The 25,627-nt window shown below is 57.4% G+C and carries 11 protein-coding genes and 1 tRNA gene; 6 read left to right on the top strand and 6 right to left on the bottom strand.

Features of this window, described 5'->3' with window-relative positions:
- Nucleotides 1-663 precede the first annotated feature (663 nt).
- The 3 genes from ABIA45_RS34630 to ABIA45_RS34620 all read left to right on the top strand — a co-directional run bounded on the left by ABIA45_RS34630 (nt 664) and on the right by ABIA45_RS34620 (nt 4,490).
- On the top strand, nt 664-3,336 hold the full coding sequence (locus ABIA45_RS34630) for a PAS domain S-box protein (protein ID WP_404655039.1): 2,673 nt from the start codon (nt 664-666) through the stop codon (nt 3,334-3,336).
- The gene (locus ABIA45_RS34625) at nt 3,333-4,016 is read left to right on the top strand and encodes a response regulator transcription factor (RefSeq protein ID WP_225124682.1); all 684 of its coding nucleotides are present in this window, start codon (nt 3,333-3,335) and stop codon (nt 4,014-4,016) included. Before ABIA45_RS34630 ends, ABIA45_RS34625 begins: the two co-directional genes overlap by 4 nt.
- Nucleotides 4,017-4,103: 87 nt before the next feature.
- On the top strand, nt 4,104-4,490 hold the full coding sequence (locus ABIA45_RS34620) for a response regulator transcription factor (RefSeq protein WP_035999163.1): 387 nt from the start codon (nt 4,104-4,106) through the stop codon (nt 4,488-4,490).
- Nucleotides 4,491-5,359: 869 nt separating this feature from the next.
- Here ABIA45_RS34620 and ABIA45_RS34615 read toward each other — a convergent pair.
- Nucleotides 5,360-6,184, bottom strand: coding sequence for an Effector protein NopP (locus ABIA45_RS34615; protein WP_225124683.1), 825 nt, complete (start codon nt 6,182-6,184; stop codon nt 5,360-5,362).
- Between the two features lie 602 nt (nt 6,185-6,786).
- Nucleotides 6,787-8,613, bottom strand: coding sequence for a glutamine--fructose-6-phosphate transaminase (isomerizing) (gene glmS, locus ABIA45_RS34610; RefSeq protein ID WP_404655801.1), 1,827 nt, complete (start codon nt 8,611-8,613; stop codon nt 6,787-6,789).
- Between the two features lie 1,242 nt (nt 8,614-9,855).
- On the opposite strand from glmS, the gene gmd reads away from it, so the two are divergent.
- Nucleotides 9,856-10,941, top strand: coding sequence for a GDP-mannose 4,6-dehydratase (gmd, locus tag ABIA45_RS34605; protein WP_404655036.1), 1,086 nt, complete (start codon nt 9,856-9,858; stop codon nt 10,939-10,941).
- Nucleotides 10,922-11,968, top strand: coding sequence for a GDP-L-fucose synthase family protein (locus tag ABIA45_RS34600; RefSeq protein WP_404655034.1), 1,047 nt, complete (start codon nt 10,922-10,924; stop codon nt 11,966-11,968). The genes gmd and ABIA45_RS34600 overlap by 20 nt, the downstream gene beginning before the upstream one ends.
- Before the next feature lie 262 nt (nt 11,969-12,230).
- Here the strand turns inward: ABIA45_RS34600 and ABIA45_RS34595 are convergent, their stop codons facing one another.
- The 3 genes from ABIA45_RS34595 to panB form a co-directional block, all read right to left on the bottom strand.
- Complete coding sequence (locus ABIA45_RS34595) at nt 12,231-15,332, bottom strand: efflux RND transporter permease subunit (RefSeq protein WP_404655032.1); 3,102 nt, start codon at nt 15,330-15,332, stop codon at nt 12,231-12,233.
- Nucleotides 15,333-16,036: 704 nt separating this feature from the next.
- Entirely contained in the window at nt 16,037-16,888 is an 852-nt protein-coding gene (gene panC / locus ABIA45_RS34590) for a pantoate--beta-alanine ligase (protein WP_225137820.1), read from the bottom strand.
- A gap of 13 nt (nt 16,889-16,901) precedes the next feature.
- Nucleotides 16,902-17,774: a 3-methyl-2-oxobutanoate hydroxymethyltransferase gene (gene panB, locus ABIA45_RS34585; RefSeq protein WP_225124690.1), complete on the bottom strand. Its 873-nt coding sequence runs from the start codon at nt 17,772-17,774 to the stop codon at nt 16,902-16,904.
- Nucleotides 17,775-23,781: 6,007 nt separating this feature from the next.
- Between panB and ABIA45_RS34580 the strand changes: the two genes are divergently transcribed.
- Nucleotides 23,782-25,536, top strand: a complete 1,755-nt coding sequence (locus ABIA45_RS34580) for a recombinase family protein (protein ID WP_404655799.1) — start codon at nt 23,782-23,784, stop codon at nt 25,534-25,536.
- Here the strand turns inward: ABIA45_RS34580 and ABIA45_RS34575 are convergent.
- Nucleotides 25,493-25,569: transfer RNA gene (locus ABIA45_RS34575), tRNA-Met, on the bottom strand. The genes ABIA45_RS34580 and ABIA45_RS34575 overlap by 44 nt on opposite strands.
- Nucleotides 25,570-25,627 lie beyond the last annotated feature (58 nt).

The following is a 25,627-nucleotide window of genomic DNA, read 5'->3' as shown; positions in this document are numbered from 1 at the left end:
TGTACTTCGAATCGGCCAGGCCAAGTTAAGGCAAGCCGGCACTTTCTCGTGCGCTCTCCAGTGCACAGCTCTTGCTCCCGCGTCGCGGCCAGGCAGCTCCCCCTGAAAAGCACGCGATCAAAGAAGTGCGGGCTTCTTCAGGGCGCCTCTTTGCCGGTCAAGGCTACCGTCCACCTGAATGCGGCGAGTCGCCCACGGCACCGTCGGCTCGGTGTCATGTCGGCGCTCGATCCCACCGAAACCAATTGGAGACGACCTCCGCAGCTAGGCTGATGGCCTAATCGCCAAGTAGCACTCGCGCAACTTGGCCTTCCTGTCTCAACACATGACGGTTGCGCTTTCCTCCGCAGGACCGACTGTGCCGGCGAGATGAGTGGTTCGCCCGCTTATTTCTGCTCGTCAGGCTCGAGCGACTGCCGTAAGGCCATCGTCAAGGGGAGCAAAGCAGACGTTTCAGCTTCGACTGCCGCACGGTCAGCGACCCTCATCGAAAAGTTTAGGACAACTATACGTACGTTTATGATGCGTTTTTTCCCCGCACGTGCTGAGTTCGGCCGCAGGTGATCAATCTCGGACACGCTCGATCCAAGCGTCGAGGATTGCCCCATTTTTGCCTAGAATGCTATAGCTCTCCCGCCGGAGAACAGGCCGGACGGTCTCAAAATGTCTATCCAGATCAGCAGTCTTAAACGTTCAGCCCCTCAGTTGACCTTCGGCGGTATAACGCTAGCCGCTGTTACATTGAGTTGCGTATACCTTAATGCCCATTTCGCCGCGACGGCGTTCGCCTATTTGTTAGTAGTCTTGCTATTCTCGTTGATGGGCAGCTTCATCGCGTCATCCGCGCTTTGCATCATGGCAATCGCTGCTCTCGCATACTACTTTGCGCCGCCCGCGTTCAGCCTACAAATCGATGACCCCCGCGATCTTCCAGCGGTTGTCGCATTCTTTATTGTCTCGATCGTAGGAACGTACTTGATCGGAAAGCTCCGCCAGGAAAGAGAGGCTGCGCGTGTGGCTGCGGTCAAGCTTCAGCGGAGTGCGGCGGATTTGGAGGATCGTGAAAAACGGTGGCGAGCAATCTTCGAGCACAATCCGGCCATGTACTTCATGGTCGATGAAGCCGGCACTGTCCTTAACGTCAATACATTCGGCGCGACCCAACTCGGCTATGCTCCTGCAGAACTGATCGGCCACTCCGTGCTCTGCATATTTCTTGAGGAGGATCGCGCATTCGTTCACAAATGCATTCGGGCGTGCCTTGAGGATATTGGACAATCGCGCACGTGGGACGTCCAGAAAGTCAGGAAGGACGGCTCCGTATTGTGGGTACGTGAAAACGCCAAGGCCATGCTTTGGGCCGACGACCGGCCCATTGTCCTTATCGCCTGCGAAGATGTCACGGAGCGAAAGCAGACGGAACTTGCCCTGCAGCGGAGCGAAGCGCATTTGGCTCAAGCGCAGGAGTTGAGTCATACAGGCAGCTTCAGCTGGAACGCCACCACCGGCGAGGCGTTCTGGTCAAAGGAGACATTTCGGATTTTCCAATTAGATCCTCAAACGACTCCCTCGCCGCAGCTTGTCGTTGATCGCACTCACCCAGATGATCGGGCTTCGGTTAAACAGGTTATCGATGGAGCGATGCGGGATTTGAGCGATTTCGAGCACGAGTATCGATTGCTGCTACCAGACGGCTCTGTGAAGCACATCCATGCGAAGGCACGACTCACGAGAACCGCTTCTGGTGAAATCGAGTTTGTCGGGGCAGCTACCGATATTACGGCAGCGAGGAGAGCAGAACAGCAGTTGCGTCGCAGCGAGGCCTATCTGGCCGAGGCCCAGCATCTCACCCACACAGGCAGCTGGTCCTGGGACGTCCATGGTCTAGATTTCGTGTATCGCTCCGCGGAAGTTGATCGACTGTTTGGCTTTAACCCACAAGAGCCGGTATCGATAGAGACCATTCGCTCGCGCATCCATCCGGAAGACTTGCCGCGGTTACAGGAGGTGCAGCGCCAGGCGAGAGAAAAGGAGCAGGAGCGGTTCGAATATGACTTCCGTGTTCTTCTGCCAGATGGCGGGATAAGGCGCATACACTCCGTTGCGCATGTTGTCGTCGCTAGCGATGGTAAGATCAGCGAGCTGATTGGAACACATATGGATGTCACCGATCAACACGCAGCTAGGGAACGCCTGGAAAACACACTTGTCGCGCTGCGCGAAAGCGAACAGCGCTTTCGCGACTACGCCGAGACAGCTTCCGACTGGCTCTGGGAGACCGGTCCAGATCATCGGGTCACTCGCTTATCCGAGCACACCAGCACTGCAGGAATTTTGGCCACAGGATTGTTAGACCTGCTTCGCTGGGAGATCGCGTGCGACGTCGAAGACGAGCCCGAAAAGTGGCGGCAGCATCGGGCGACGTTGCAGGCGCATCAGCCGTTTCGGGATCTCGTCTACCGCACAGTGAATAGGATGGGATCTCCGATCTACGTCCGCACGAGTGGCAAACCTTTCTTCGACGGAAACGGCAATTTTCTGGGCTACCGTGGCGTCAGCACTGACATTACAGCCATTATTCGCGCCGATCAGGCCGAACAAGACCTGCGAAAGGCACAGGCGGAGCTTGCCCATGTGACGCGTGTAACGACGTTAGGAGAACTGACAACCTCCATCGCCCACGAGATAAACCAGCCACTCGCCGCTATTCTCACGAACGCCGATGCGTGCCTCGGATGGATGGCTCGCGAAGCTCCTGATCTTGCCGAAGCGCGCTCTTCAGTGGAATGGATCATCGAAGACGCGATCCGGGCAAGCGAGGTGATCCGTAGTGTTCGCGCACTCGCGAAGAAAGGCGAGATTGAGATGGTGCCGCTAGACATTAATGATGTCGTCAGGGACGTCATTGCGCTGGTAACACGAGAGCTGGTGAGCCACCGGGTGACGTTGCGAACCGAGTTGACGGCCGTGCTGCCTAGGATCCTCGGTGATCGAATTCAGCTACAACAGGTGATCATCAATCTGGTAATGAACGGAATCGAGGCGATGGACGCAATTACAGACCGGCCGCGCGAACTTCTGATTCAATCATCCAAGGACGATCTGGGGCGCGTGCAGCTTGCCGTGGCCGATTGCGGCGTCGGGATCGCTGAGAAGGACGCTGACCACGTCTTGGATCCCTTCTTCACCACCAAGTCGAGTGGCCTTGGAATGGGACTTTCGATCTGCCGTTCTATCGTGGAAGCTCACGGAGGGCGGCTATCGTTTCTTCAGAAAGATGAACCGGGCGCGACCTTCCAGTTTGTACTGCCCGTGCATAAGGAGGCCATCCAGTGACAGGACCATTTGACTCGCCAGGTGAGGGTAGCAGTGCGGAGGCCTCGACGAAGGCGATCGTCTTTGTCGTTGAGGATGACATCTCCGTGCGCCGCTCGCTTACTAACCTTTTTAAACAGGTAGGATTGGAGGTCGTTGCGTTCGGATCGGCCCGGGAAATGCTGCAGAGCACAATTCCGGACGTCACAAGCTGTCTAGTTCTTGATGTCCGGCTGCCAGGCCTGAGCGGCCTCGAATACCAGACCGAGCTGGCCAGGTTGAACATACACATCCCGATCATTTTCATCACCGGTCATGGCGACATTCCCATGACCGTCAGGGCCATGAAGGGAGGTGCGGTCGATTTTCTCAGCAAGCCCTTCCGCGATCAGGAACTGCTTGATGCTGTGGTTGCGGCGACCGAACGCGATCGCAAAAGACGGGAAGCTCAGCGAACCGTCGCGAACCTGCAGTCTTTATTTGAGACCTTAAGCCCGCGAGAGCAGGGGGTGATGAAACTGGTCACGGCCGGCCTGATGAACAAGCAGGTAGCCGCCGAACTTGGGCTCGCCGAGATTACCGTCAAGATCTACCGGGGTCACGTAATGAAAAAGATGCGTGCCCGGTCGCTCGCCGAGCTGATCAGAATGAGCGAGACGCTGGGGCTTCGTGCAAATCGTCCTGAACAAACGCAAGTATGATTTTACAGCTTCATCTCTCCAGCCCATCTTTGGCCGAAGGTGGCTAGTGCTTTGGCAGCCGCTATTCCCGCGTCAGGAGGGCTCATCTTGTCCACGCCTTTGATTTCCGTCGTTGACGACGACGCCTCAGTCCGTGCGGCGACAGGGAACCTCTTAAAATCGCGTGGCTACCTCGTGCAGATATTTGCTTCGGCCGAGGCGCTCCTGCAGTCGCCGCAATTGAACGAGATATCCTGTGTCATTACCGATGTGCAGATGTCGACGATGAGCGGGCTGGAGCTGCTGGAACAGATGCGGACGCGTGGTTACGAAGCACCTTTCATTTTCATTACCGCTTTTCCCAGCGAGCGTGTGCGCACGTCAGCCCTGGACGCGGGAGCAATTGGCTTCCTCGCCAAACCATTTGGCGGACAAGAGTTACTTAAGTGCCTCGACAGCGCACTGAAGGCACCTGGCGCCCGGGGCGATATCTGATTCCAACCTGCAGCTTGAGTTCATGTCCGATCTAAACGCTCGTGGGCGACAATCACGCCACCTTGCAACGTCTTCGCAGTCCGAACCCGGGCTTACTGTAAATATGCTAGCGGCCAGCAATTTCTTGCCCGTCCACGCTTTACGGATATGGGAGGCTGCAGAACAGACTATCCTGCGAGAGACGCTGGCACGCCAACTCGACTGATTCCACGCCAACGCTCATCGTAACGCTGACCCAGAGCCGTCGTTGCGCTAAAGCACTTCTTAGCTCCATCTGGAGCGAGGCTATATATTCCATTGCAGAGTGCCGAGATGGCCCGGCAAGCACGAGATTGGCTGTGCAGCCCCACGGCGGTGACGATGACAATGGAGCTTCGCTCAGCAGCGGCCCATGTATTGGGTATCCCTCTTCTGGTGAGAGCGTTCTGCACTATGCTCGTGCTCACCGCATCGTTACGTCCGTTGACGCTTGCGGGGCCCGGCTTGTCCGTTGGGCGGCCATTCGCTGTACATTGTTGCGACTGACTATCGTCAGGCGCCCACGCCATTATTTCTTCGCAAGCTTCATCTGCGGAAGAGTTGTGGTCCCAGCCGTCCAACGTGCTGGCGCCACACGTGCCGGCCCCTCGGCCGGCCCCGGGGTCACAACAGGTCGTCGCCGCAGGCGAGCATTCTCAGCAATAGGCTTGTACAAGAAGCCCTACTTCCCAGGCGCGACAATCAGCAACTGCTAAGCCAAAGGAGAACTGAGGAGAGAGCATTCTGAGTCAAACGAGGAACTCTGAGCTAAACGCCGACGCCGCCGCAGAGAAGTGCGGAGCAGGCTAGATCGATTTCTTCCACGAGGCCAAATGCCGGTAATCCCATGATCACATGAAATCATCCTCATAATCGTATGTTGAAGCACTCGCTGGCATCTCGACTTTACGGTCTTGGCTGTCGTCAGCTTTGCGAAGATACCGCGAAGCGGTGCCTTCTCGCTGCCACTTGCCGTCGCCATTCCTCACCCACTTGTCTGACTTCACTGGGTCGAGAACCATGTTATCGGCGTCAACCTCGACGAACCCCATCTTTGCAGCACGGGCTCTTGCCTCCGGATTAGCCGGACGCAAATTCAGCAGTGGCCGTTCACCGGCCATTCCAAGTTGATGCTCGAGCAGAATATCGCCGGCGTTCTCGACAAGCGGATGAACGACCTGGAGATCTACAGTTCCGGTCGTCCCAGGTCGCCCGGGAAACAGCTCCTGCCACTTTTCCACGTCGAAATTCGTCATGCTGTCGCCCCCTTCCATTCGAAGAAGACCGACACTCTTGTTTCCTAATTGATAGCTGAAGTATCGCGCATTTACAGAATCTTGAGTTGTTCCATACTCCTCAGCAACCTCTGCAGTTCGCGCCGCTTTCTGAGAGACGAAGTCCGAATATTCTTGTGGGTTATCGGCGATTTTCCTGATTTCGTCGCTGTGATAGCCCTCTGCTGCTTTTCTGAACGACCTCTTATCGATCTCTACGACAGGCGGGCTTGAATCAAGCCAATAGGGCCGTGCTGCCGAAGACGAAGTGCCGCTGGAGTTTGGCGGGGCTAAGCGCAGTTGCCGAAACGCATCCGCGAAAGTGTCTGCGTCGTTTTGCTCATCAGCCTCGTCAAGGGGAGAAGATGTGAAATAGGACGAGCCATTGATCCGATTATACATGGCAATTGGTACTCCGGTCAGACATGCAGTTTCCACGTCTAGTTCAGGCTTGCTAGACCATGCGGCCCAGATAGGGACTCGGGCTTACCAAAACCTGACGTGATGCTGCTGGCCGCCCTCACGTTAGCGGACACAGGACCTGCTTCTAATGGAACGGCGGCGCGCTCGCCCATTGCCATTCACTCGGTCGGATGAGAAGCGAGCAGTGCGAGGATCCGCCTCCGTTGGGAACGGTCGATTGACCATTCACCTGCGGACGCCAATCAGATCCTTCCCATAGATCGCGATACTATGCAGAACGGCATTGTAGAGCGCGTGCTTCATGACGACTGCATCGCGACCGTTCAATCCCAGCATACGGCTTGGAGCATCATTAGGCCAACAAGCCTGGAACTCTTGGCATCCTGTGGCGGATTGCAATGCCTCCTGAACGGCTTCGCCAGCACATTGCAAGATCCCGCGCCGCCGCTAGGGTGACCAATCCTACTACACCAAGGCGGGCTGACAGTAGTATCGGTTGAGGTTGCACGACCGCACGGCGGCTACCAGCGACTTCGGATTGGGAACTCGTCGAGATCCATCTCGATACCAACACTGCAGCCTCATTCCACAGTGACCGATTTTGCGAGGTTACGCGGCTGATCGACGTCCGCGCCGCTTACGACGCCGGTATGGTAAGCCAAGAGCTGGACCGGAATGGCATAGACCATCGGCGTAAAGCTTGCGACCATTGTCGGCAGAACGATGGTCACGAGCGTGTCCACCGTCGCTTCTGAAGCGCCCTTCGCATCGGTGATCAGGATGATCTTGCCGCCCCGAGCCGCCACTTCTTGCATGTTCGAAATGGTCTTCTCGAAAACGCCGTCGTAAGGTGCGATCACCACCACAGGCATAGCCTCATCGACGAGTGCGATCGGCCCGTGCTTGAGCTCGCCGGCGGCATAACCTTCTGAGTGGATATAGGAAATTTCCTTCAGCTTGAGCGCGCCCTCCAACGCCAGAGGTGCCGATGTGCCACGACCGAGGTAGAGTGCGGCCCTAGCGGCGGCGATATAGCGCGCGAGCTTCTCAATCTGCGGCTCGACCAACAAGGCCGCAGCAATCAACCGCGGCATCTCGATGAGCTCTTGCACGAGCTTCGATTCATCGATTTCAGACAGCTTGCCTCGCTCTCTCCCTGCTGCGATGGCAAGCACCGCCAGTACCATCAGCTGGCAGAGGAATGCCTTGGTGGAAGCGACGCCGATTTCTGCCCCCGCCAGCGTCGGCAGAACGGATTCGCTCTCGCGCGCAATCGTCGACGTCGGGACATTAACGACAGATATCGTGTGCAGGCCCTGGCCCTTGGCGTATCGCAACGCAGCTAGTGTGTCGGCCGTCTCGCCCGATTGCGAGATGACGATCGCGAGATCGCCCCGGCGCAGAGGCGCCTCCCGGTAGCGGAACTCAGAGGCTACATCTATCTCGACAGACAAACGCGCCAGCCGCTCGAACCAGTATTTCGCGATGTGGCCAGCGTAGCTTGCCGTGCCGCACGCAGTAATTGAAATGCGCTCAATGGAATTGAAGTCGAACGGCAACGCGACCGGCAGCGCTACCCGTTTGGCCGCCACATCGAGATAATGCGCCAATGTCTTGCCGACAACTGTCGGCTGCTCGTGGATTTCCTTAGCCATGAAGTGGCGATAATTCGCCTTATCCGCAAGGAGAGACGATACATCAGACTTTGATGTTTCTCGTGGGACGACAGAGCCGTCTGTACCATAGATCACGCACGTCGCGCGTGTAAGCACGGCCCAGTCACCGTCCTCAAGATAAGTAATGGTATCGGTCAAAGACGCGAGCGCGAGCGCATCAGATCCTAAGTACACTTCACCGTTACCATGTCCGATCGCAAGGGGCGACCCTTTGCACGCACCGATCAAAAGGTCGTCGTGCCCCTTGAAAAGGAATGCCAACGCGAAGGCACCGCGCAAGCGCGGCAACGACGCCTGCACCGCATCCTGCGGTGAGTAGCCATTTTTGAGGTAGAATTCGACGAGATGCACCACAACCTCGGTGTCCGTCTCTGAGTAAAACTCGGCTCCATTTCGTTCCAGCTCCGCTCGCAGCTCGCGGAAATTCTCAATGATCCCGTTATGCACGACCGCGACATTATCCGTCGCATGCGGATGAGCATTGCTCTCGGTCGGCTTTCCATGAGTCGCCCAGCGGGTGTGACCGATGCCGCTTTGACCTGCAGGGGGACTGTAGCTCAACTGCTCCTCAAGGTTTCTCAGCTTACCTTGAGCGCGGCGGCGCTCGATACGGAGACCTTCGAGAGTCGCGAGACCCGCTGAGTCGTAGCCTCGATATTCCAGTCGCCTGAGCGACGCGACCAACTGCCCAACGACCGGACCACGTCCCAAAATGCCAATAATTCCACACATATTATCCATGCAGCCCAAGTTCGAGGAGTCCGGCGTCCGCGCTATAGGAGCCCCGTGATAGAACTCGCTTGCCCGATAACAACGGGCTTCAAGTTCGGAATCTTCCGCGGCCGTCTTTATCGCATCCCCATTCGCCCGCGTGATTTAGATCTCTTTCAGCCATCATTGTTCGTCGGCTTCATTCCACCCTTTAGCTAGCTAGTCGAATGACGCTGCGACGGGATCGCCAACGCCGTGACCGCCTGGACGAGAGCCAAACGTGCAGTAGCGCCTGCACGGCGACGTCCAGCTTGGCACAAACAGCCTCACCCTTACTGATGAGCCACCTCACGACTCTCACTTCTAAGTCTCCAAAAAGAAATGAGCAGCGATACTGGCCTACCGGATGAAGTTGATGCGGCAACAACTGCGTCGATGCTCAGGATCGACTCCTCGATAGGGGTCACGTTTCGTCTCGGCTTCTCTCCATTTCAGGCAGAAAAAAGAACGCTGCCCACATCCTCTACATGGTCTGCTGGTGATATACCTGCGCAGCAGCTCTAGCTTGAATTGTCCAGTTCTCCCGGGAACAAATTTCCGGCGCGGGCTTTAAGAGACTTGTCATACTCGGACTGAGGCAACTTACGTTCGGTCAAGATTAAAAGATCGGCGTCGAAGCTCCATTGTACTAACGTAAACTTTCGATATCGAAACGTTCGACGGTCTATACCAACGTTTGCCAGTCCCTTTGTCTTGCATCGGCTGTGCATCGCCTACTGCAAACCAGCTATTAGGGAACGGCGTGGATTATAATTTTATGCCGACGATAAGACGGGTTCTTCTATTCGGAAGCCGCAACCCCGCCGCTCCTCTGCGCCCCGATGAGAGCGCGCGGATCCATACATGCTCGTCAGGATCGATGAGGCTCACAGATGGACGGCATCTGTCTCGTTGGCGACATAGGCAGGCGGCAAGCGCGCCCGGGCGGGCGTACCGGCGCTTACAATTCATCTCACCTGCCTCGGATCATCGCCGTTGCGACGTCGCCTGACTTTCATCTCTGAAGATCGATGTGTTGGCATAAAACAGTCCACTTATAAATCAATGTATATGGTGTGTATTCCTACGCGATGTGTATGACAGGGGCTAACGATCGCGCTCCTTGAGTTGACGGTGGAGCGCGCGTGCGCATCTCGAACTTTCGGGAAGCGGCTTCGCAATGGTTCTCAGAGCGAACTCTTTCCGTCGCAACTAAGCGAGATCATGGTGGCTCACAATTCTAAACGGCGCGTTGCGCTGATCACCGGCGTCACCGGGCAGGATGGCGCATATCTCGCCCAGCATTTGCTCGGTCTCGGCTACACCGTGCATGGGATCAAGCGCCGGTCGTCCTCCTTCAACACAGCGCGCGTGGATCATCTCTACAAGGACCGGCATGCCGGTGATGTGCCATTCCTAATGCACTATGGGGACATGACGGATTCGTCCAACCTGATCCGGCTCGTGCAGCAAATTCGGCCGACCGAGATCTATAACCTGGCCGCACAGAGCCACGTCCAGGTCAGTTTCGAGAGCCCGGAATACACCGCCAATGCCGACGCGATCGGTGTGCTGCGCCTGTTGGAAGCTATCCGCATCCTCGGTATGGAAAAGGAGACGCGCTTCTACCAAGCCTCGACCTCCGAGCTTTACGGCCTCGTGCAAGAGGTGCCGCAGAAGGAAACCACGCCATTTTATCCGCGTTCGCCCTATGGCGTCGCCAAGCTCTATGGCTACTGGATCACGGTGAACTACCGTGAGGCGTACGGTATGTTCGCGAGCAACGGCATCCTGTTCAACCACGAGAGTCCGATCCGCGGCGAGACTTTCGTGACCCGCAAGATCACCCGCGCCGTCGCCGGCATCGAGGTCGGCCTCGAGAACAAGCTCTATCTGGGAAATCTCGACGCCAAGCGCGACTGGGGCCATGCCGGCGACTACGTCGAAGGCATGCACAGGGTCCTGCAGGTCGACGAGCCCGGAGACTTCGTGCTTGCGACCGGCCAGACGCGGTCCGTCCGCGAGTTCGTCGAGCTAGCGTTTGCCGAGGTCGGGCGCAGAATCGAATGGCGGGGCAAGGGCGCCGAGGAGATCGGCGTCGATATGGCTTCTGGCAAGACCCTGGTACAGGTCGATCCGACATATTTCCGTCCGACCGAGGTCGATCTCCTGATCGGGGACGCCAGCAAGGCGCGCGCGAAACTCGGCTGGACGCCGAAAACGTCGTTCTCGCAAATGGTGAAGGAAATGGTCGCCAGCGATCTCGTCCAAGCCAGACAGGACGCAGCAAATGGCAAGCGCGGCTTTTGAGCTGAAAGGCAAAACGGTTTTCGTCGGCGGCCATCGCGGCATGGTCGGCTCGGCGCTGATGCGCCGGCTCGCACGCGAGCAGGTCGATCTCTTGACGGTGTCGCGAAGCGAGGTTGACCTGCGTGACCAGGCCGCGGTGACTGCCTGGTTTGCAGCGAAGAGGCCGCGGGCCGTGTTCCTCGCCGCTGCCAAGGTCGGCGGCATCGTCGCAAACAACACGCTGCGCACCGAGTTTCTCCACGACAACCTCGCAATATCGAGCAACGTGATCCAGGCGGCCCATGCCAACAGATGCGAGAAGCTGATGTTCTTCGGCTCCTCCTGCATCTATCCACGCCTGGCGCCGCAGCCGGTGCGAGAGGATTCGATGCTGACCGGCCCGCTGGAGCCGACCAACGAGCCCTATGCCATCGCCAAGATCGCGGGCATCAAGTTGGCCGAGGCCTATCGCAGCCAGTACGGCGCCGATTTCATCAGCGTGATGCCGACCAATCTATACGGCCCCGGCGACAATTATCACCCAGAATACAGCCACGTCATGGCCGCGCTGATCCGCCGCTTCCACGAAGCCAAGATTGCGGGCGGCAGCAACGTCGTGGTGTGGGGTACCGGCAAGCCGCGCCGCGAATTTCTCTACGTCGACGATCTCGCTGACGCCTGCATCCATTTGATGAAGACCTATTCCTCGCCAGAACCGGTCAATATCGGCACCGGCGAGGACATCAGCATCGCCGAGTTATCACTCATGGTTGCGGCCGCCGTCGGCTTTCGCGGTGAGATCAGCTTCGACACGTCGCGCCCAGACGGAACGCCGCGCAAGCTGCTCGATGTCAGTCGGCTGTCCGGGCTCGGCTGGCGCGCCACCACCTCGCTCAAGGAGGGCATTCAGCTGGCATACCGCGCGTTTCGCGCTGAGAGCGATCAACGGCACAAGTGTGATCGGCTTGTTCACGAAAAGGAAGCCTGCATCACGGATCAGAGCAACCCCACCAACGATCCGAATGGCAAGCCGAGCCATTCGCGATGATTGGTAGGTCCACCTCTTTATCAAGAGAGCACCAATTGTCTTTTGCTCCCTCCGCGAGGTCGAGCTTGGTTCCGAAGCCGTGAATATCCGGCGCCGTTACGCCTGAGCAGCCAGCAGCGGACCAGCGAAGTGTTCTTCTCCGAGCAGATGAGGCGCCCTGCTCGGCACCAAATGCGCGAAGATCTCGATGCCCCAGGAAACGTGAAACGGTCCTAGGCTCCTTCGCGCGCCACACGGAGCAAACCCAATTTGATTTGATGGGTCATTGCCTGACCATCTCGGCATCAGCAGCGCCGGTGAGGTCGAGCTTGGCGAGGTTCGCGCAGTCGGCGCTCGCGTCGTCACGGTGATCGGACGCGATCGCGACATAGAGCGCAGGAAGCACGAATAGCGTGATCAGAGTGCCCACAGACATGCCGGCGGCGAGGACGAGCCCGATCGAGAAGCGGCTCGCCGCGCCAGCTCCCGTTGCAGTCAACAAGGGTATGAAGCCCGTGACCATCGCCGCCGTGGTCATCAGTATTGGGCGCAATCGGACCCGCGCCGCCATCTCTATAGCAGAGCGACGGTCAAATCTCTGCTTGAGCTGCAGCTCATTGGCGAACTCAACCATTAGGATGCCGTGCTTAGAAATCAACCCGACAAGTGTTAACAGTCCAACCTGGGTGTAGATGTTCATGGTCGCCCAGCCAAAGAATGGCGGAATCAACGCGCCGACCATTGCCATCGGCACGCTGATCATGATGATGAGCGGATCGCGCAGACTTTCGAACTGCGCCGAAAGCACCAAGAATATGATGATGAGTGCAAATGCAAATGTAAGGGCCAGTTGATTACCCTCTTGCACATACTGGCGCGCGTCGGCCAGGAAGTCGTGGCTGAAGCCTGCGGGCAGTTTCTTCGCCTCGGCTTCCAGGAAATCCACAGCCTGTTCGATCGTGACGCCAGGCATAGGCACTGCCTGAAAAGTCGCGCAGTTGAGCTGGTTGTAGTGGGTGAGCGCGTTCGGATCGATGGCGGTCTCGATGGAGACTACGGTAGACAACGGAAGCATTGAGCCTGTCGCGGTCTTTACGTAATAACTCCCGATTGCTTGCGGTACCAAGCGTTCCCCTCGGGGAACCTGCGGGATCACCTGGTAAGAGCGGCCCTGCAAATTGAAGCGGTTAACGTAGTTTCCCCCAAGTAAGGTGGCAAGCGCATTGCCGATGGTCTGCATGGTGATGCCAAGCTCGTTAGCCTTGGATCGATCAACCTTGATTCGTACCACCGGCTGGTTGAACTCGAGGTCAGAGTCGCTCACCATGAACAGGCCGCTCTTTCGCGCGGCATCCTTCAGCTTTGACATCTGCTCGTAGATGGATTGGAAGCCAAGGGTCGAATTGATCACCATCTGCACTGGTAGCCCGTCCGAACCGCCCGGAAGCGGAGGCAAGCTAAAGGCAAACGCGTTGATGCCTTCGATTTTTGACAGCTCGGCCTGGACAAGGGACTTTAGTACAATCGATGATCGCGTGCGGTCGTCCCACGGCTTGAGCAACATGCCCGCCAGGCCACTCTGCTGGCCGCTAACGCCATTGAGCACGAAGCTCAAGTCAGTCTCTGGAAATTTCTGTAACGCGTTTTCGAGCTTGTTGCCGTAATAGTCGAGGTAGTCGATATTTGCGTATTTCGGCGCCTTCATTAAAGCGAATACGATCCCTTGATCCTCCTCGGGGGCGAGTTCTTTGGAAGTGTGCATATAGAGAAAGCCGACGAGGCCCAGCATGGTTACCGCAAACAGCCCCGTAACCGGTCGATAGTCAAGCGAGCGATCGAGCTTGCGGCCGTACCACTGTGTCATGGCGCCGAACCCACGGTTCACAAATCTTGCAAACCCTCCCCCCTCGGCGCTCTTCAGGAGGAGCGAGCACATCATCGGCGATAGCGTCAAAGCGATCACGCCCGAAACGATCACCGCTCCCGCTAGCGTAAACGCGAACTCGCGGAACAGCGCACCGGTGAGCCCGCCCAGAAATCCGATTGGGGCATATACCGCAGCCAAAGTAATCGTCATGGAGACAACGGGGCCGACGATCTCGCGCGCGCCCGCTGTGGCAGCCTTTAGGGGCGTCGCACCTTCTTCTAAATGGCGGTGAATGTTCTCCACCACCACTATCGCGTCGTCGACCACGAGACCGATAGCCAGAACCATTGCAAGGAGGGTCAAGAGATTGAATGAAAACCCCAGCACCAGCATCATGCTGCAGACACCAACGAGCGACAACGGAATAGTGACGACAGGAATGATGACCGAGCGCAGCGAGGCCAGGAATAGGAAGATCACGACCACAACGACCACGACGGCCTCAATGAGCGTCTTCTCAACTTCATCGATCGATGATTGAATAAATTTGGTGGAGTCGTAGGCTACTTTCATCCTCAGTGAAGGCGGCAGGTTACGCTCGATTTCTGGAAACAGCCCTCGAACGCCTCGCGCTATGTTTAGAGGATTGCCTTGCGGGCTCGCCTGCACGCCGACAAAGACCGCGTGCTCGCCGTTCATCGCGACACTAATGTCAGTAGTCTGCGCGGCAAGCTCCACTACCGCAATGTCCTCCATGCGCACAAAGCCACCGTCATTGGCCTTCACGATCATGCGCTTGAAATCTTCGACACTCCGCAGATCCGTATTTGCCGTGACATCGGAGATAGTGAAATAGCCCTTGGTCTGGCCCGCCGCGGCCTGGAAGTTGTTGGCGGCGATTGCAGCCGAAACCTCAGCCGGCGACACGCCGTGCCCAGCCATTTTCGCAGTATCGAGCCATAGCCGCATCGCAAAACTCTGGCCGCCCAGAATGTCTGCCGCTGCAACGCCGTCGACCGTCGAGATAACCGGTTGCACGACGCGTGAGAGATAGTCGGAGATCGCACTTGCCGCCAGTTCCTCGCTGGAGAAGGCGATGTACATGACAGCAGTCTTCTGACCCGTCGACTTCGTGACGACTGGATCGTTTGATTCCTTCGGGATCAGGTATTTGACTGAGTTGACCTTGGAGAGCACCTCCGTGAGCGCTTCGTTGGGATCGAAATTGAGCTTGATGTAGACTTTGATGGTCGAAGTACCAAGCACAGACGAGGAACTAATGTAGTCAACGCCCTCGGCGGACGCGACTGCCTGCTCCAGCGGAGAGGTGATGAACCCCTGGATCATGTCGGCGGAAGCGCCAGGATAGGAAGTCGTGATATTGACAACCGTATTAGACAGCTTGGGATATTGCCGGATCGGCAGTACGGTGGCCGCGCGCAAGCCGATCAGCAAAATCAAAGAACTGACGACGATAGACAATACCGGACGTTTGATGAAAAGCTCGGTAAATGCCATATCGACCTATGTTTTCAAGAGTGGGATGCAAATTCGCCGCAACTTATAAAGCGGCAATGATCACCGATGCTGCGGCTGTGCTAGAGCCTCCGGTATGAGGGACGCGCCATCGGCTACTCTAAGAGCTCACGTGCTCGCGGATGCGGACGCCCTATCCTTCTCTTCCATGTTCGTCACTCGAGTGAATGTTGTTCCGCTGCTCTGATGGCTGATCCCCGTCTCGATGATGGGCACCTGCTATAAAGCCTCTGTCTTCTTAAGTGCAATCGGCCGAAGGTCCGAACTCTAGATGTTCGTCGCAACACCTGATTGGAACTCAACGAATTATAGCAAGGCAGCAGCTCAGGCTTCGCACTGACCCGCAAACCAAATGATCGAGGTTCGACGTCGAAAGTACAGACGACGTGACGGGTGCTCAACTCTACAAAGGTAAATGGGTGATATAGCCTGGGCTGTAAAGCACTATACCAAGGTTTGTCGAATTGATCGATGATCGCCGTAGAGCAAATCTCGTGATGTTGCCGGACACAAACTTTTAGGTCCCACAATATTCCGTACGCACCCGCGACTTATCGCTTCGCTAAGTCGCTGAACAAGGTCGCCTTGGAGTCGGCCCTTCGCCACCAGCTCGGCGCGCCCTTCGGAGGTGCTTTGAGCATTTCTTGCTGCTCAATATGCTGCGCACGGCTTAGCGACGCATTGCGCTACCGAGTTCGCAACCCCAGTAGGACGTTGTCGATCAGCCGCGTTGAGCCAACGTAGGCTGCCGCACAAAGCGCCGCGGGGCGCCGCAGTGGACTATCGGCGGTTTTGAGCGTGTCACTGTCGACAAGTTCAAGATACTGCAGTCTGTCAACTGCCTCTAAATGCCGCCTGGCGACCGCAATCAGCTTTTCTACGTTGCGCTCTCCCGAGCGAAATTCGTCGAGCGCTGCGGATAGTCCACGATTGATCGCAAGGGCCCGCTGACGCTCTTCTTTGCTCAGGTAGCGGTTGCGACTGCTCATTGCGAGCCCATCCTGTTCGCGAACGGTTGGTACAGTGACCATCTCGATCGGGAGATTGAGATCAATTACCATGCGACGCACGACTGCGCATTGCTGAAAATCCTTCTGCCCAAAAAACGCGACATCGGGCTGCACCATGTTGAACAACTTGCATACGACGGTCGCGACACCGCGAAAATGCCCAGGCCTGAAGACTCCGCACAGAGGTTTGGCGAGGTCGCCCGGTTCAACGAAGGTTTCGAAATGGCTCGTATAGACCTCCTGTGTCTCCGGCGCGAAGAGGATCGCAACACCGCCATCACGGCACAGTCCCTCATCACGTAAAAAGTCGCGCGGATAGCTACTGAGATCCTCGTTTGGTCCGAACTGAGTGGGGTTGACGAAGATGCTGACGACGGTGACGTCGCATTGCGCCTGGCTCGCCGCGATCAGCGCCATGTGGCCATCGTGGAGATAGCCCATTGTCGGCACCAATCCGACCCGTTGATCGGCACCGCGGGATTTTGCGAGAGTACGGCGAAGTTCAGCGACCCTCGTGATTGTTTGCATGTAGAGCTCTATATCAAGTTGGGTTGGACGGCGCCCAGTTGGTAATTGCTTCTTCGACGCCTTCGGGAAGCCTATAGGACTCTTGCGGTCCCGGGAATGCACCACCGCGGACATCCGCGGCCCAGCGCGAAAGCGCATCATGCAACTGCTGAAAGCCTTCTGCATAGGCGCGAACGAATTTGGGGCGATGACCTCCAGTGAGGCCCAGCACGTCGTGAAACACGAGCACCTGGCCTGAACAGTCCGGGCCGGCGCCGATCCCGATCGTCGGTATTGTCAAGGACTTGGTTGCTCGAGCAGCAAGCTCGGCCGGAATGCCCTCCAATACCAAAGCGAAACAGCCGGCCTCCTGCAGACGGTGAGCGTCATCGAGCAAACGCAACGCTTCATCCGCTTTCCGACCCTGCACTTTGAAGCCCCCCATGACGTTGACGCTCTGGGGCATAAGACCGAGATGACCCATCACAGGAATCTCGCAATCGACGAGGGCCTGTACCATCTCGATTCTCTTGCCACCGCCTTCGAGTTTCACCGCAGCTGCGCCTCGCTGCAGGAATCCGCCGGCATTGCGTATGGTTTCCTCGACGCTGACGTGGAAGCTAAGAAATGGCATATCGGCGACGAGTAAAGCACGAGGCTTGCTGCGTACCACGGCTTCCAGATGATGGTTCATCATCGCAACGCTCACTGGAAGCGTATTTTCGAATCCAAGGCAAACGTTACCCACACTGTCGCCGACGAGAATGATGTCGACGGACGGATCCGCGATACGCGCCGCAACCGCGTCGTAGGCAGTCGTCATGACGAGACGCCGACCGTCCTGCTTCCACCGCTGCAGCATGGGAATTGTGATGCGATCGATCGGCTGCTCCGAAACGTGGCTCATTTGGACCTCAGTTCGATTTTGCGGTGCGAATGTGGCAAAGCTTGAACTTCGCTTAACTCGCCGACGATTTCGAAGTCATAGCTATCCACAGCGTTCGAAATGATCGAATATGTCGGGCGATCACTGGTTGCTGCGAAACGCAGGTGAACCTCTTCTTTGTGCTCATCCAAGAAGGACAAACAGCAAACAATGAGTTGGTCACGGGATTGGCAGATCCGCGCAACAGCGGCGTTGAGAGCGCAGCAACGCGAGCGCCTGCGCTGAGAATGACATAGGTCGACATCCGCATCCCGGAGTTCTTGTTCCGGATGTTCACGAACTTCATTGGCGGAAGGGCCGCTGCGAGATAGGGGTGGATCGAGGGGTGATGGAACCGAGGTAATGAAGATTGCCTCCGTCACACGCTTCGCAGCGTATACTGTTCTCATTGAAGAACGTTCAGCCTTCCGCACACACGGTACTTCCTACGGAGCGCGGAAGAAAATTGTCAACTTGCGGAAGAGAAAAAGAAATCGACGGCTCAAAAATGGCCCTCGGATGGATGAAAATCCTTTTGGTTGCGCCATCATCGCCGGGAGACTTTCTTGGGTTGTCTGTTGGTTACGCGGGCGAGGGTCGGCTTCCGCCGATTCGCCGACCGGCTGCCGCCGTCGGCGGCCGATCCGGTCTGCTCTAGAGCAGCTCATCGGCTGGATCGACGATGTACAGTGTAGAATTCCTTGAGGTCCGCCGAGGTGACGCAATACTGCGGCGTGACAAAGATCGTGTTTCCAAGCCAGCGCAGCACCAGATCTCGATCGCGAAATAGCCCCTGCGCCCCGCTTGCATTTCTTCCGAAAAATATAGAGCTCGGTGCCGATTTGCTCGAGGCCGAGGCGTTCGCATGCTTTGCGGGAAGCAGAGGTTCGTAGCAGGGTCCGTTGTCGGTCATGACCTCCTGACCTTGACGCCGACGCTTGTGGCGTCCCCGCCTTGAGGAGGGCCGCGGCGCAGCCCTGCCGCTCGCTCTTCATCTCTTTGCTGAAGGTATTTCGGGAGGCATCCTCGATTCAGACGTCGACATAATCCCGGCCAGGTTCTTCGCCGCGTACCCGCAGGCTGCTCTTTCGAGTCCGGCCACCATCGATCGATGGTCTACACGGTTGGACTCGCCCAGCTTTGTCGATAGCGATGTGTCAGCTCACCGGGACGTTCACGTTCATAGCGCCGCACCGGCTCGGCCGGGTCAAGCTGCGCAATCGGCGTGGCGCGGCCGTGGCACTCCGAGTTCGGCGCATGTGGCAGGCAGAGTTTGGCTTGGCGTTGAAAGAGCCTTGTAGAGCGATCACGCTCCATCGACGCCTGTCCTTGCGGAACGCTTGACCCACTTGGCGACGGTTTTGGCCGAAATATTGAATTGCAGCGCGGGTTGGCCTTGTGAGGCCACTATGATCACGCTCGTCACCACGGCTTCCCGATCTTTCGGCGTCAGAGCCGCGTCCTTATGGGTGCCTATCGATCCTCCACGAGCGGGCTAAAGCTTCGCCAACTTCAGCTTCCTCGTTCACGAGAGGCTGGACAGCTTACCGAAAGCTCACACTAGTGGTCTCACAGACATGCTACCCGAACCGGCTGACACCCATGCGCCCCCTCTAAAAGCGCGCGTATGCGCGCAGCGATCTGCCGTGCTTCCTTCGGCCGCAGGTCGGGTTTTATGCAATCGAGTATGGCTAGCATTGCCTGAACTTCATCCATGTTCAATGTGGCGAGCTTGCGATCGGATAGTCCCAGAGACTGATCGGCGGCACGGACCTGATTGGCTACAAGCACCGCAAGCGCTTGCGACCGCAGGGACGTGATATGCCGCTCGAACATGTGCATTTTTGCCCTGTAGCTGCCCTATGGGCATGGTGTCGCAAGCGCTGGTGGCCAACCCGGTCACAAAGACTGGGGCTGGCCACCTTTGCTCCCATGAGGCTCAAATTCCCAAGGGCGACCTAGTCATATCTTCGAGAAGTAACGAAGGGCACCTATCAAAATAGGTCGGTCCCATCTCATCGGCGACTCTCTAAGCTGGGTCTTTGCTTGAAAGAGACACCAGCATGACCAGACACGTGGGCGTTCCTAGAAAACCGTGCATAAAACACAATGACAGGCCAACGCACATGAGAGGCGCAAGGAATGTTGGCAGAGCAAGTCCAGACGAAGCGCGATAGAATCAGTCCATTGAGAAGATTATCCTAGACCTTGAAAGCCGCGACAGGGAGCACCGCGTTGAAGAATCGACGACGCTGTCGGCATCGTCGTCGCCACACATGGCGGACACAATTGCATCAAGACAACAGCGGACCGGATTCAGCCAGGCAATCTCCTTTCCCTCCTGAGTGTTGGCGAAGATTGATCGGAAGCAGTGCGGGCGCGACTCGGCGCCGCTTGGTTGCGCTGGAGCAGACGCTGTCCCTACCCCGCCCGCACTGCCAGTTGAACTTAGCAGAACTTGAATCAGCGCTTTTCCCCCACGCATACATAGGGGCAGCGCTTTCGCTGCCACCCAGCTAACTGCTCCAAACTGAGCTTCAAGCGGCGCAAGAAGCTGATTGCTTGCAGAACGAGCAAAATCGGCAGAAGGAGAACTAACCCGCGAGTTGGAAGCATTGCGGGCGCGGCTCGGCGCCTGGGGGCATCATGAGGCACTATCCTGCCGCATCCGCAATGCAATGAGCTTAACGGAAGCGTGACTCGGCACATGGTGGTCCTTCAGCTCATGCGCTGTCCCTGCCACACCCCCGTTAAACCCAACGATTCTTTATCGGGGCTGGCTTACCGAAAGCTGACAGACCTGCACAATTTACAGAACGAAAGGCGACCCATGTGGGCGGGCCGCTTGCCGTTGGCAGCGATATCGCCGTTTACGCCTCAGATAACAGTCAATTGGGCGCGCTTGCGATCAGCGGCACCCGCATTGGGACTACGCGCCGGATTGACACTCAGCCAATCCACTGCACGTTTGATGACTGATCGGCCGTATGACCTCACGCCCCCTGGCTCGTGGGCTCTTCGACCATGCAGGATTGGCCATTCGGATTGCGCATCAGTTGCTCTCGAATTTGAATACGTCGCGCCGCTTACCGGCTCGTGCTCCACGCTGGGTTCGCGTGGGGAGGACGATTGGGTTCCGATCTGTCAAAATGCTTAATGAGCTCGATCAGCCTATCTCCCAGTAAGGCGCGAAAACTAGACGCAATTAGCGAGTTCGAGAGAAAGCAGCGCGGATGCGACTCGGCGCCGATGTCCACCGGGGAGGTGGATAAATGCGCTATCTGCCGCATCCGCTTCGCCGGAACGCTAGTCAGCCTCGCGGATCACAAGGCTAACCCACCCGGCTTTCCCGTGAGGCCCGCCGCCTCAGGGTACAATGACTTTAGCGAGAGAGCGGCCTCGGGTGACCTACCAGCATTGGTAGTCATGCACAGCACGGCGGCGCAAATGGGCAAGCACACCACGTTGAACCACCTTGCATGAAGGCAGCACGCTTCGCGCCGGGTTCGGCGGTATCGGCCGCTCCGTAACGCGTTATCCAGAGCGTCTCTGCGTACAAGCACTGGAGCTCCCTCACTACACCGTGGCCTTTGTCGGGCCGATATAGCTCCCGGCGCTGTTCGCCATTCTGGCGAGCTTCTCGTTGCCCAGCGCCCCTACGCGCCCCTTGCTTTGCGAGAGACCAAGGTGTGGCCACCACGGCTTGCGGCGGCGAGCCTTGGCTTCGAGGCGTTTGTCCCTCGGCTAGCGTCTTCGGCAGGCTTCCTGCTATTTATGGAGCGCAGTTGCGCGATGAAGTTCGCGGCGAACAGCTCGATGTCAGGCAGAGCCTTTGATTTTTATAGAGAGGCGCAAGCGTCTGCATGCTTTCTTTCACTAAGCATCGGTCAATTCCTTCTCTCGCGAGCGACCAAACGAGTTCCCGTTCCCAAAAATGAAGCCACACGAGCAACGCCATGACGGCTATGCGTGCCGCAATGCAGTCGCGCCTCTTTGCGTACAGTCAGCGCGTGGCTCCGAATTCCCGCAGGATCCTTCGATGGATCCCGAGAATTCGCGCGGCCTCAACCTGTGAGGCTGCGAGGCCATCAGCGTTGATGTTATCTATGCTCAGCATAGCTTTGAAATTCGCGTCTGCCGGTTCGTCAACGGCATGCCACCATTTTGCTTCGCCGAGACACGGCGGAACAACTCGCAACATTGGAAAGTGCGAATGTGCGGGATCGGCTGCGAAAATACGCGCGGAAGAGAAGTGCTGCCGCCCTCGTCGAGCGGCCTGCCATGATCTGTTCGGCGAGGACATCGGAAAGGACCTTGTAGCTGCGCAATGCTCAGGTAGACTATCTGATTTGCGCGTTTGCCTCTTCGCTCTCGCCAAAAATCTCTACTCATCTGCGATATCTCGTACGCGCGGCAGAAGATCCGTCACCTGCCGAACCGCAATGGGCGGCGTTTGGCGGCACCAGCATTCGGCCTCCTCTGCAGCTTAAGCGAGGTCAAGGAAGCTATGACCTATCGGATCTAAGAGGGCGCAAAAGACGTCGCTGATCGAGATCAGAGAAACCGTCCATGGTGACAAAAGCGATCTCAGCGGCGCTCGGCATGGGCAGCCGCCTCGACTCATGCTGACGCTTGCCAAGGAACGTGTCCGTCCGCTTATGCAGCAGATCGCGAAAGCATCTCAAGGTTCTGGCTGACAGCAATCGACGAGCAGGATCGGGCATGGCTCACCCGTTAGTGTGTCGAAGTATTCCGAGGCCCAGAAGGTCTAGAATTAGAAGGGAGGCAGCGCGGGCCGGGCCTCCGCGCTGTTCAAAGCTCTGAAACTACCAACTCCGCGCTGCCAGCGGAGTTAAATGACGTGTGACTCGGCGCTCGTCGGAGAGGCCCTTGGAAAGCGCTGTCCCTATCACGGCGCCACTAACTTCGCTCGCCAGCGTCGCGGTACTGCAACGCTGCCGCCTCGCACCCTTGGGGCGGCTGCCCCGGGGCGCCCTGCCTTTTATCGTCGAGACGTCCCGCAAGGCACCTGCCAGATTTGGTAGGTTGAGCTGTCTTACAAGGGAGAAACTGAAGCGTTGTGCCGAGCACTCCTGCCCCCGCGCCCGATCCTGAAGCCGCTTATCGCGAGGGGGCAAATATGAGCTTCTGGCTTGTGCACCGTAGCCACGCATCTGATTCCCGACTCCCGCATCATCTGGAGCGCGCGTGAAAACACCGGCCATCTCACGGGAATATTGAAATGTCAGAACCTGAAGGCATTTCGCAGAATTCGCTACGTATGCGCGTCCTTCATCTGAGACAAAATTCGGCAGACGATCGTACCTGGCCATATGCTTATTGCGGTTGCGCCAATGCCGTATGAGAGTCTTTCTAAATGGATCTTCGAAACCGGTTCCACATGGCACCTGCCAGATTTGATGGGTAGGCTCCCCGTCACACGACGTTAGCCATCAGGAGTCGCAGCAACATGCGCACGAGGGTCGTGCGCCAGCGAAGGGGCATCGATTTCGTCAAAAGACGCAATATCCAGGCCATAGTCGAGCCATAGCAGTCTGTCTGATGGTTGCGAGAACGGCGAAGGCCATTTCCGCTCGCTGGGTAGACCTGCCTATGGACGGTTGAACCATCCACCGCCTCCTCGCTCAGGGTCTAGCTAAGGGCTCCAATCAGGCCGAACTGGTGGCGAATTCGACAGCTGGAATAGAGTCCTTTGGCGAGGCCCGGAGTTTCCACTTCGGTTTTCGCTAGAGGGAGAGGTTGTGCGCTTCCCAGCAGTATCAATTCCATTCACGCAAAGCCGTTCGCTCCTGTCTTTTTCTTCGCCTAGGCATCCGATTGCACGACGAGTTCATAGCGGCCGTTGCACTTAGTCATGATCCGAGCAGGATGCTCGAGATGATCAGTTCCCCCCACGTCGTCTTGTCGACTGACGCCAGCGTAGGTGCGTGCACCTCGTTGAGCTGCGCGATTGCCTAGAGGTTCGATCGTGCGGGAAGCCGATCTCAAATTTTCCTTGCAGGCGAAACCAGACAAGGCGATCTTACGCCTCGCGCGAGTACTTGCCCGTGTGGCCGCGAGGGAAGATCATGAAAGACAGCTCATCGAGCGAAGCGGGAAAAGAGCGACGATCTATGCTCGATTCTCAACCGATCTTCAGAACGAGCGATCGATTGAGGATCAGCTTTCGCTTTGTCAGAGCTATGCCGAGCGCGAAGGATTAATTGTTGTCAGTACCCATGAAGATCGGGCTCGTTCGGGCGGGTCTGTCATGGGCCGCGAAGGCCTTCTACAGATGTTGGACCAAGCGCGGGAGAGATCCTTTGACGTGGTGATCGTCGAAGCGCTCGATCGCCTCTCTCGCGACATGGAAGATCTGGCTGGCATTCATAAGCGGCTGTCATTTCTCGGGATCGAGATCCGGGCGGTCCACGAGGGCGTCGCTAACACCGTGCTGGTGGGCCTTCGCGGCTTGGTCGGACAACTTTATCGCGAGGACAATGCGCACAAAGTGCGTCGCGGCCAAGCGGGGCGGGTTAAGCAAGGTTTGGCTGGCGGGGGCCTGACGTACGGATACGCAGCGGTACCTGGAAGAAGTGGTGAACGAGTGGTTGTCGAGGCCGAGGCACAAGTGATCCGGCGCATCTTTCAGGAATACGTGGATGGTCGTACGCCTCGGGAAATCGCGCATGATCTCAATAACGAGGGGGTATCACCTCCGCGGGGGCGAAGCTGGAATGCGTCAACGATCAATGGCAATCATGAGAGGGGCGCCGGCATTCTGCTAAACGAACTTTATGTGGGGCGCCTTGTCTGGAACAAAGTCAGGATGGTGAAGGACCCCGACTCGGGAAAACGCCTGTCACGACCAAATCCGAAGAGTGACTGGCAAGTGGCTGAAGTGCCGCATCTTGCAATTGTCAATCCAGAGCTATTCACGGCTGCTCAGCAACGCAAGGAAGAGCGCGGTCACATCCACCCCAGCCACCAACGTCGGCCTCGTCGGATGCTATCCGGACTGCTCCGGTGCGGCTCATGCGGTTCGGGTATGGCAACTAATGGACGCGACAAGTCAGGCCGCATTCGTATTCGCTGCTCTGCGGCGAAAGAGAGCGGCACATGTTCTGATGCCAAGACCTTTTATTTAGATGCGGTCGAAAGTGCAGTCCTCAGCGGGCTCAGGGCCGAGCTGCGTGCACCGAAGGTTTTTTCGGAATACGTACGAACGTATCTGGAGGAGCGGAAGCGCCTCCTAGCTACATCACAGGCAAAGCGGCACCGCCTTGAGCAGCAGCTAGGGCAGTTGAGTCGAGAAATCGAACGACTGGTGGATGCGATCGCGAAGGGACATGGCGATCCGTCCGTGCTCGGGCCGCGATCGACTGCCTTAGATGCCGAACGAAAGCGGATATCTGAGGAGTTGCAAAGCGAACCACCCGCTCCGATGGAAATTGCGCTGCATCCGGCCATCCTCAAACGATATGAGGAGCAACTCGGTCGGCTTGAAGAAGCACTGGGTAAAGGTGTCAGTGCGGGCGACGGAGAGGCCGCAGAAGCCATTAGAGACTTGGTCGAGACGGTCACCGTGTTCCGCGAAGCGGAACGCCCAGGTGGTTTAGCCGTCGAGATAGCAGGCCGACTAAACGCCCTGCTCGGCGAAACGGCCTATCCAAATCAAGTCAAAGGAGTGTGGGGAAAGGTGGTAGCGGGGGAGGGACTCGAACCCCCGACCCCAGGATTATGATTCCCGTGCTCTAACCAGCTGAGCTACCCCGCCACAGGGATCGCGGCGGCGAACAAGGCCGATCTCGCGAACGCGCGGCATATAAGGAAGG

The organism is Bradyrhizobium sp. USDA 336 (genome assembly GCF_044908355.1).
In the GTDB taxonomy this organism is placed as follows: domain Bacteria; phylum Pseudomonadota; class Alphaproteobacteria; order Rhizobiales; family Xanthobacteraceae; genus Bradyrhizobium; species Bradyrhizobium yuanmingense.
The sequence above is the reverse complement of the archived record's forward strand: the minus strand, read 5'-3'. Positions and strand labels throughout refer to the sequence as shown.

Excerpts from the sequence above, each read along its gene's own strand:
- ABIA45_RS34595 (WP_404655032.1), bottom strand. The coding sequence starts at position 15,332 with ATGGCATTTACCGAGCTTTTCATCAAACGTCCGGTATTGTCTATCGTC.
- ABIA45_RS34630 (WP_404655039.1), top strand. The coding sequence starts at position 664 with ATGTCTATCCAGATCAGCAGTCTTAAACGTTCAGCCCCTCAGTTGACC.
- panB (WP_225124690.1), bottom strand. The coding sequence starts at position 17,774 with ATGAGCCACGTTTCGGAGCAGCCGATCGATCGCATCACAATTCCCATG.
- panC (WP_225137820.1), bottom strand. The coding sequence starts at position 16,888 with ATGCAAACAATCACGAGGGTCGCTGAACTTCGCCGTACTCTCGCAAAA.
- gmd (WP_404655036.1), top strand. The coding sequence starts at position 9,856 with ATGGTGGCTCACAATTCTAAACGGCGCGTTGCGCTGATCACCGGCGTC.
- ABIA45_RS34600 (WP_404655034.1), top strand. The coding sequence starts at position 10,922 with ATGGCAAGCGCGGCTTTTGAGCTGAAAGGCAAAACGGTTTTCGTCGGC.
- ABIA45_RS34615 (WP_225124683.1), bottom strand. The coding sequence starts at position 6,184 with ATGTATAATCGGATCAATGGCTCGTCCTATTTCACATCTTCTCCCCTT.
- glmS (WP_404655801.1), bottom strand. The coding sequence starts at position 8,613 with ATGTGTGGAATTATTGGCATTTTGGGACGTGGTCCGGTCGTTGGGCAG.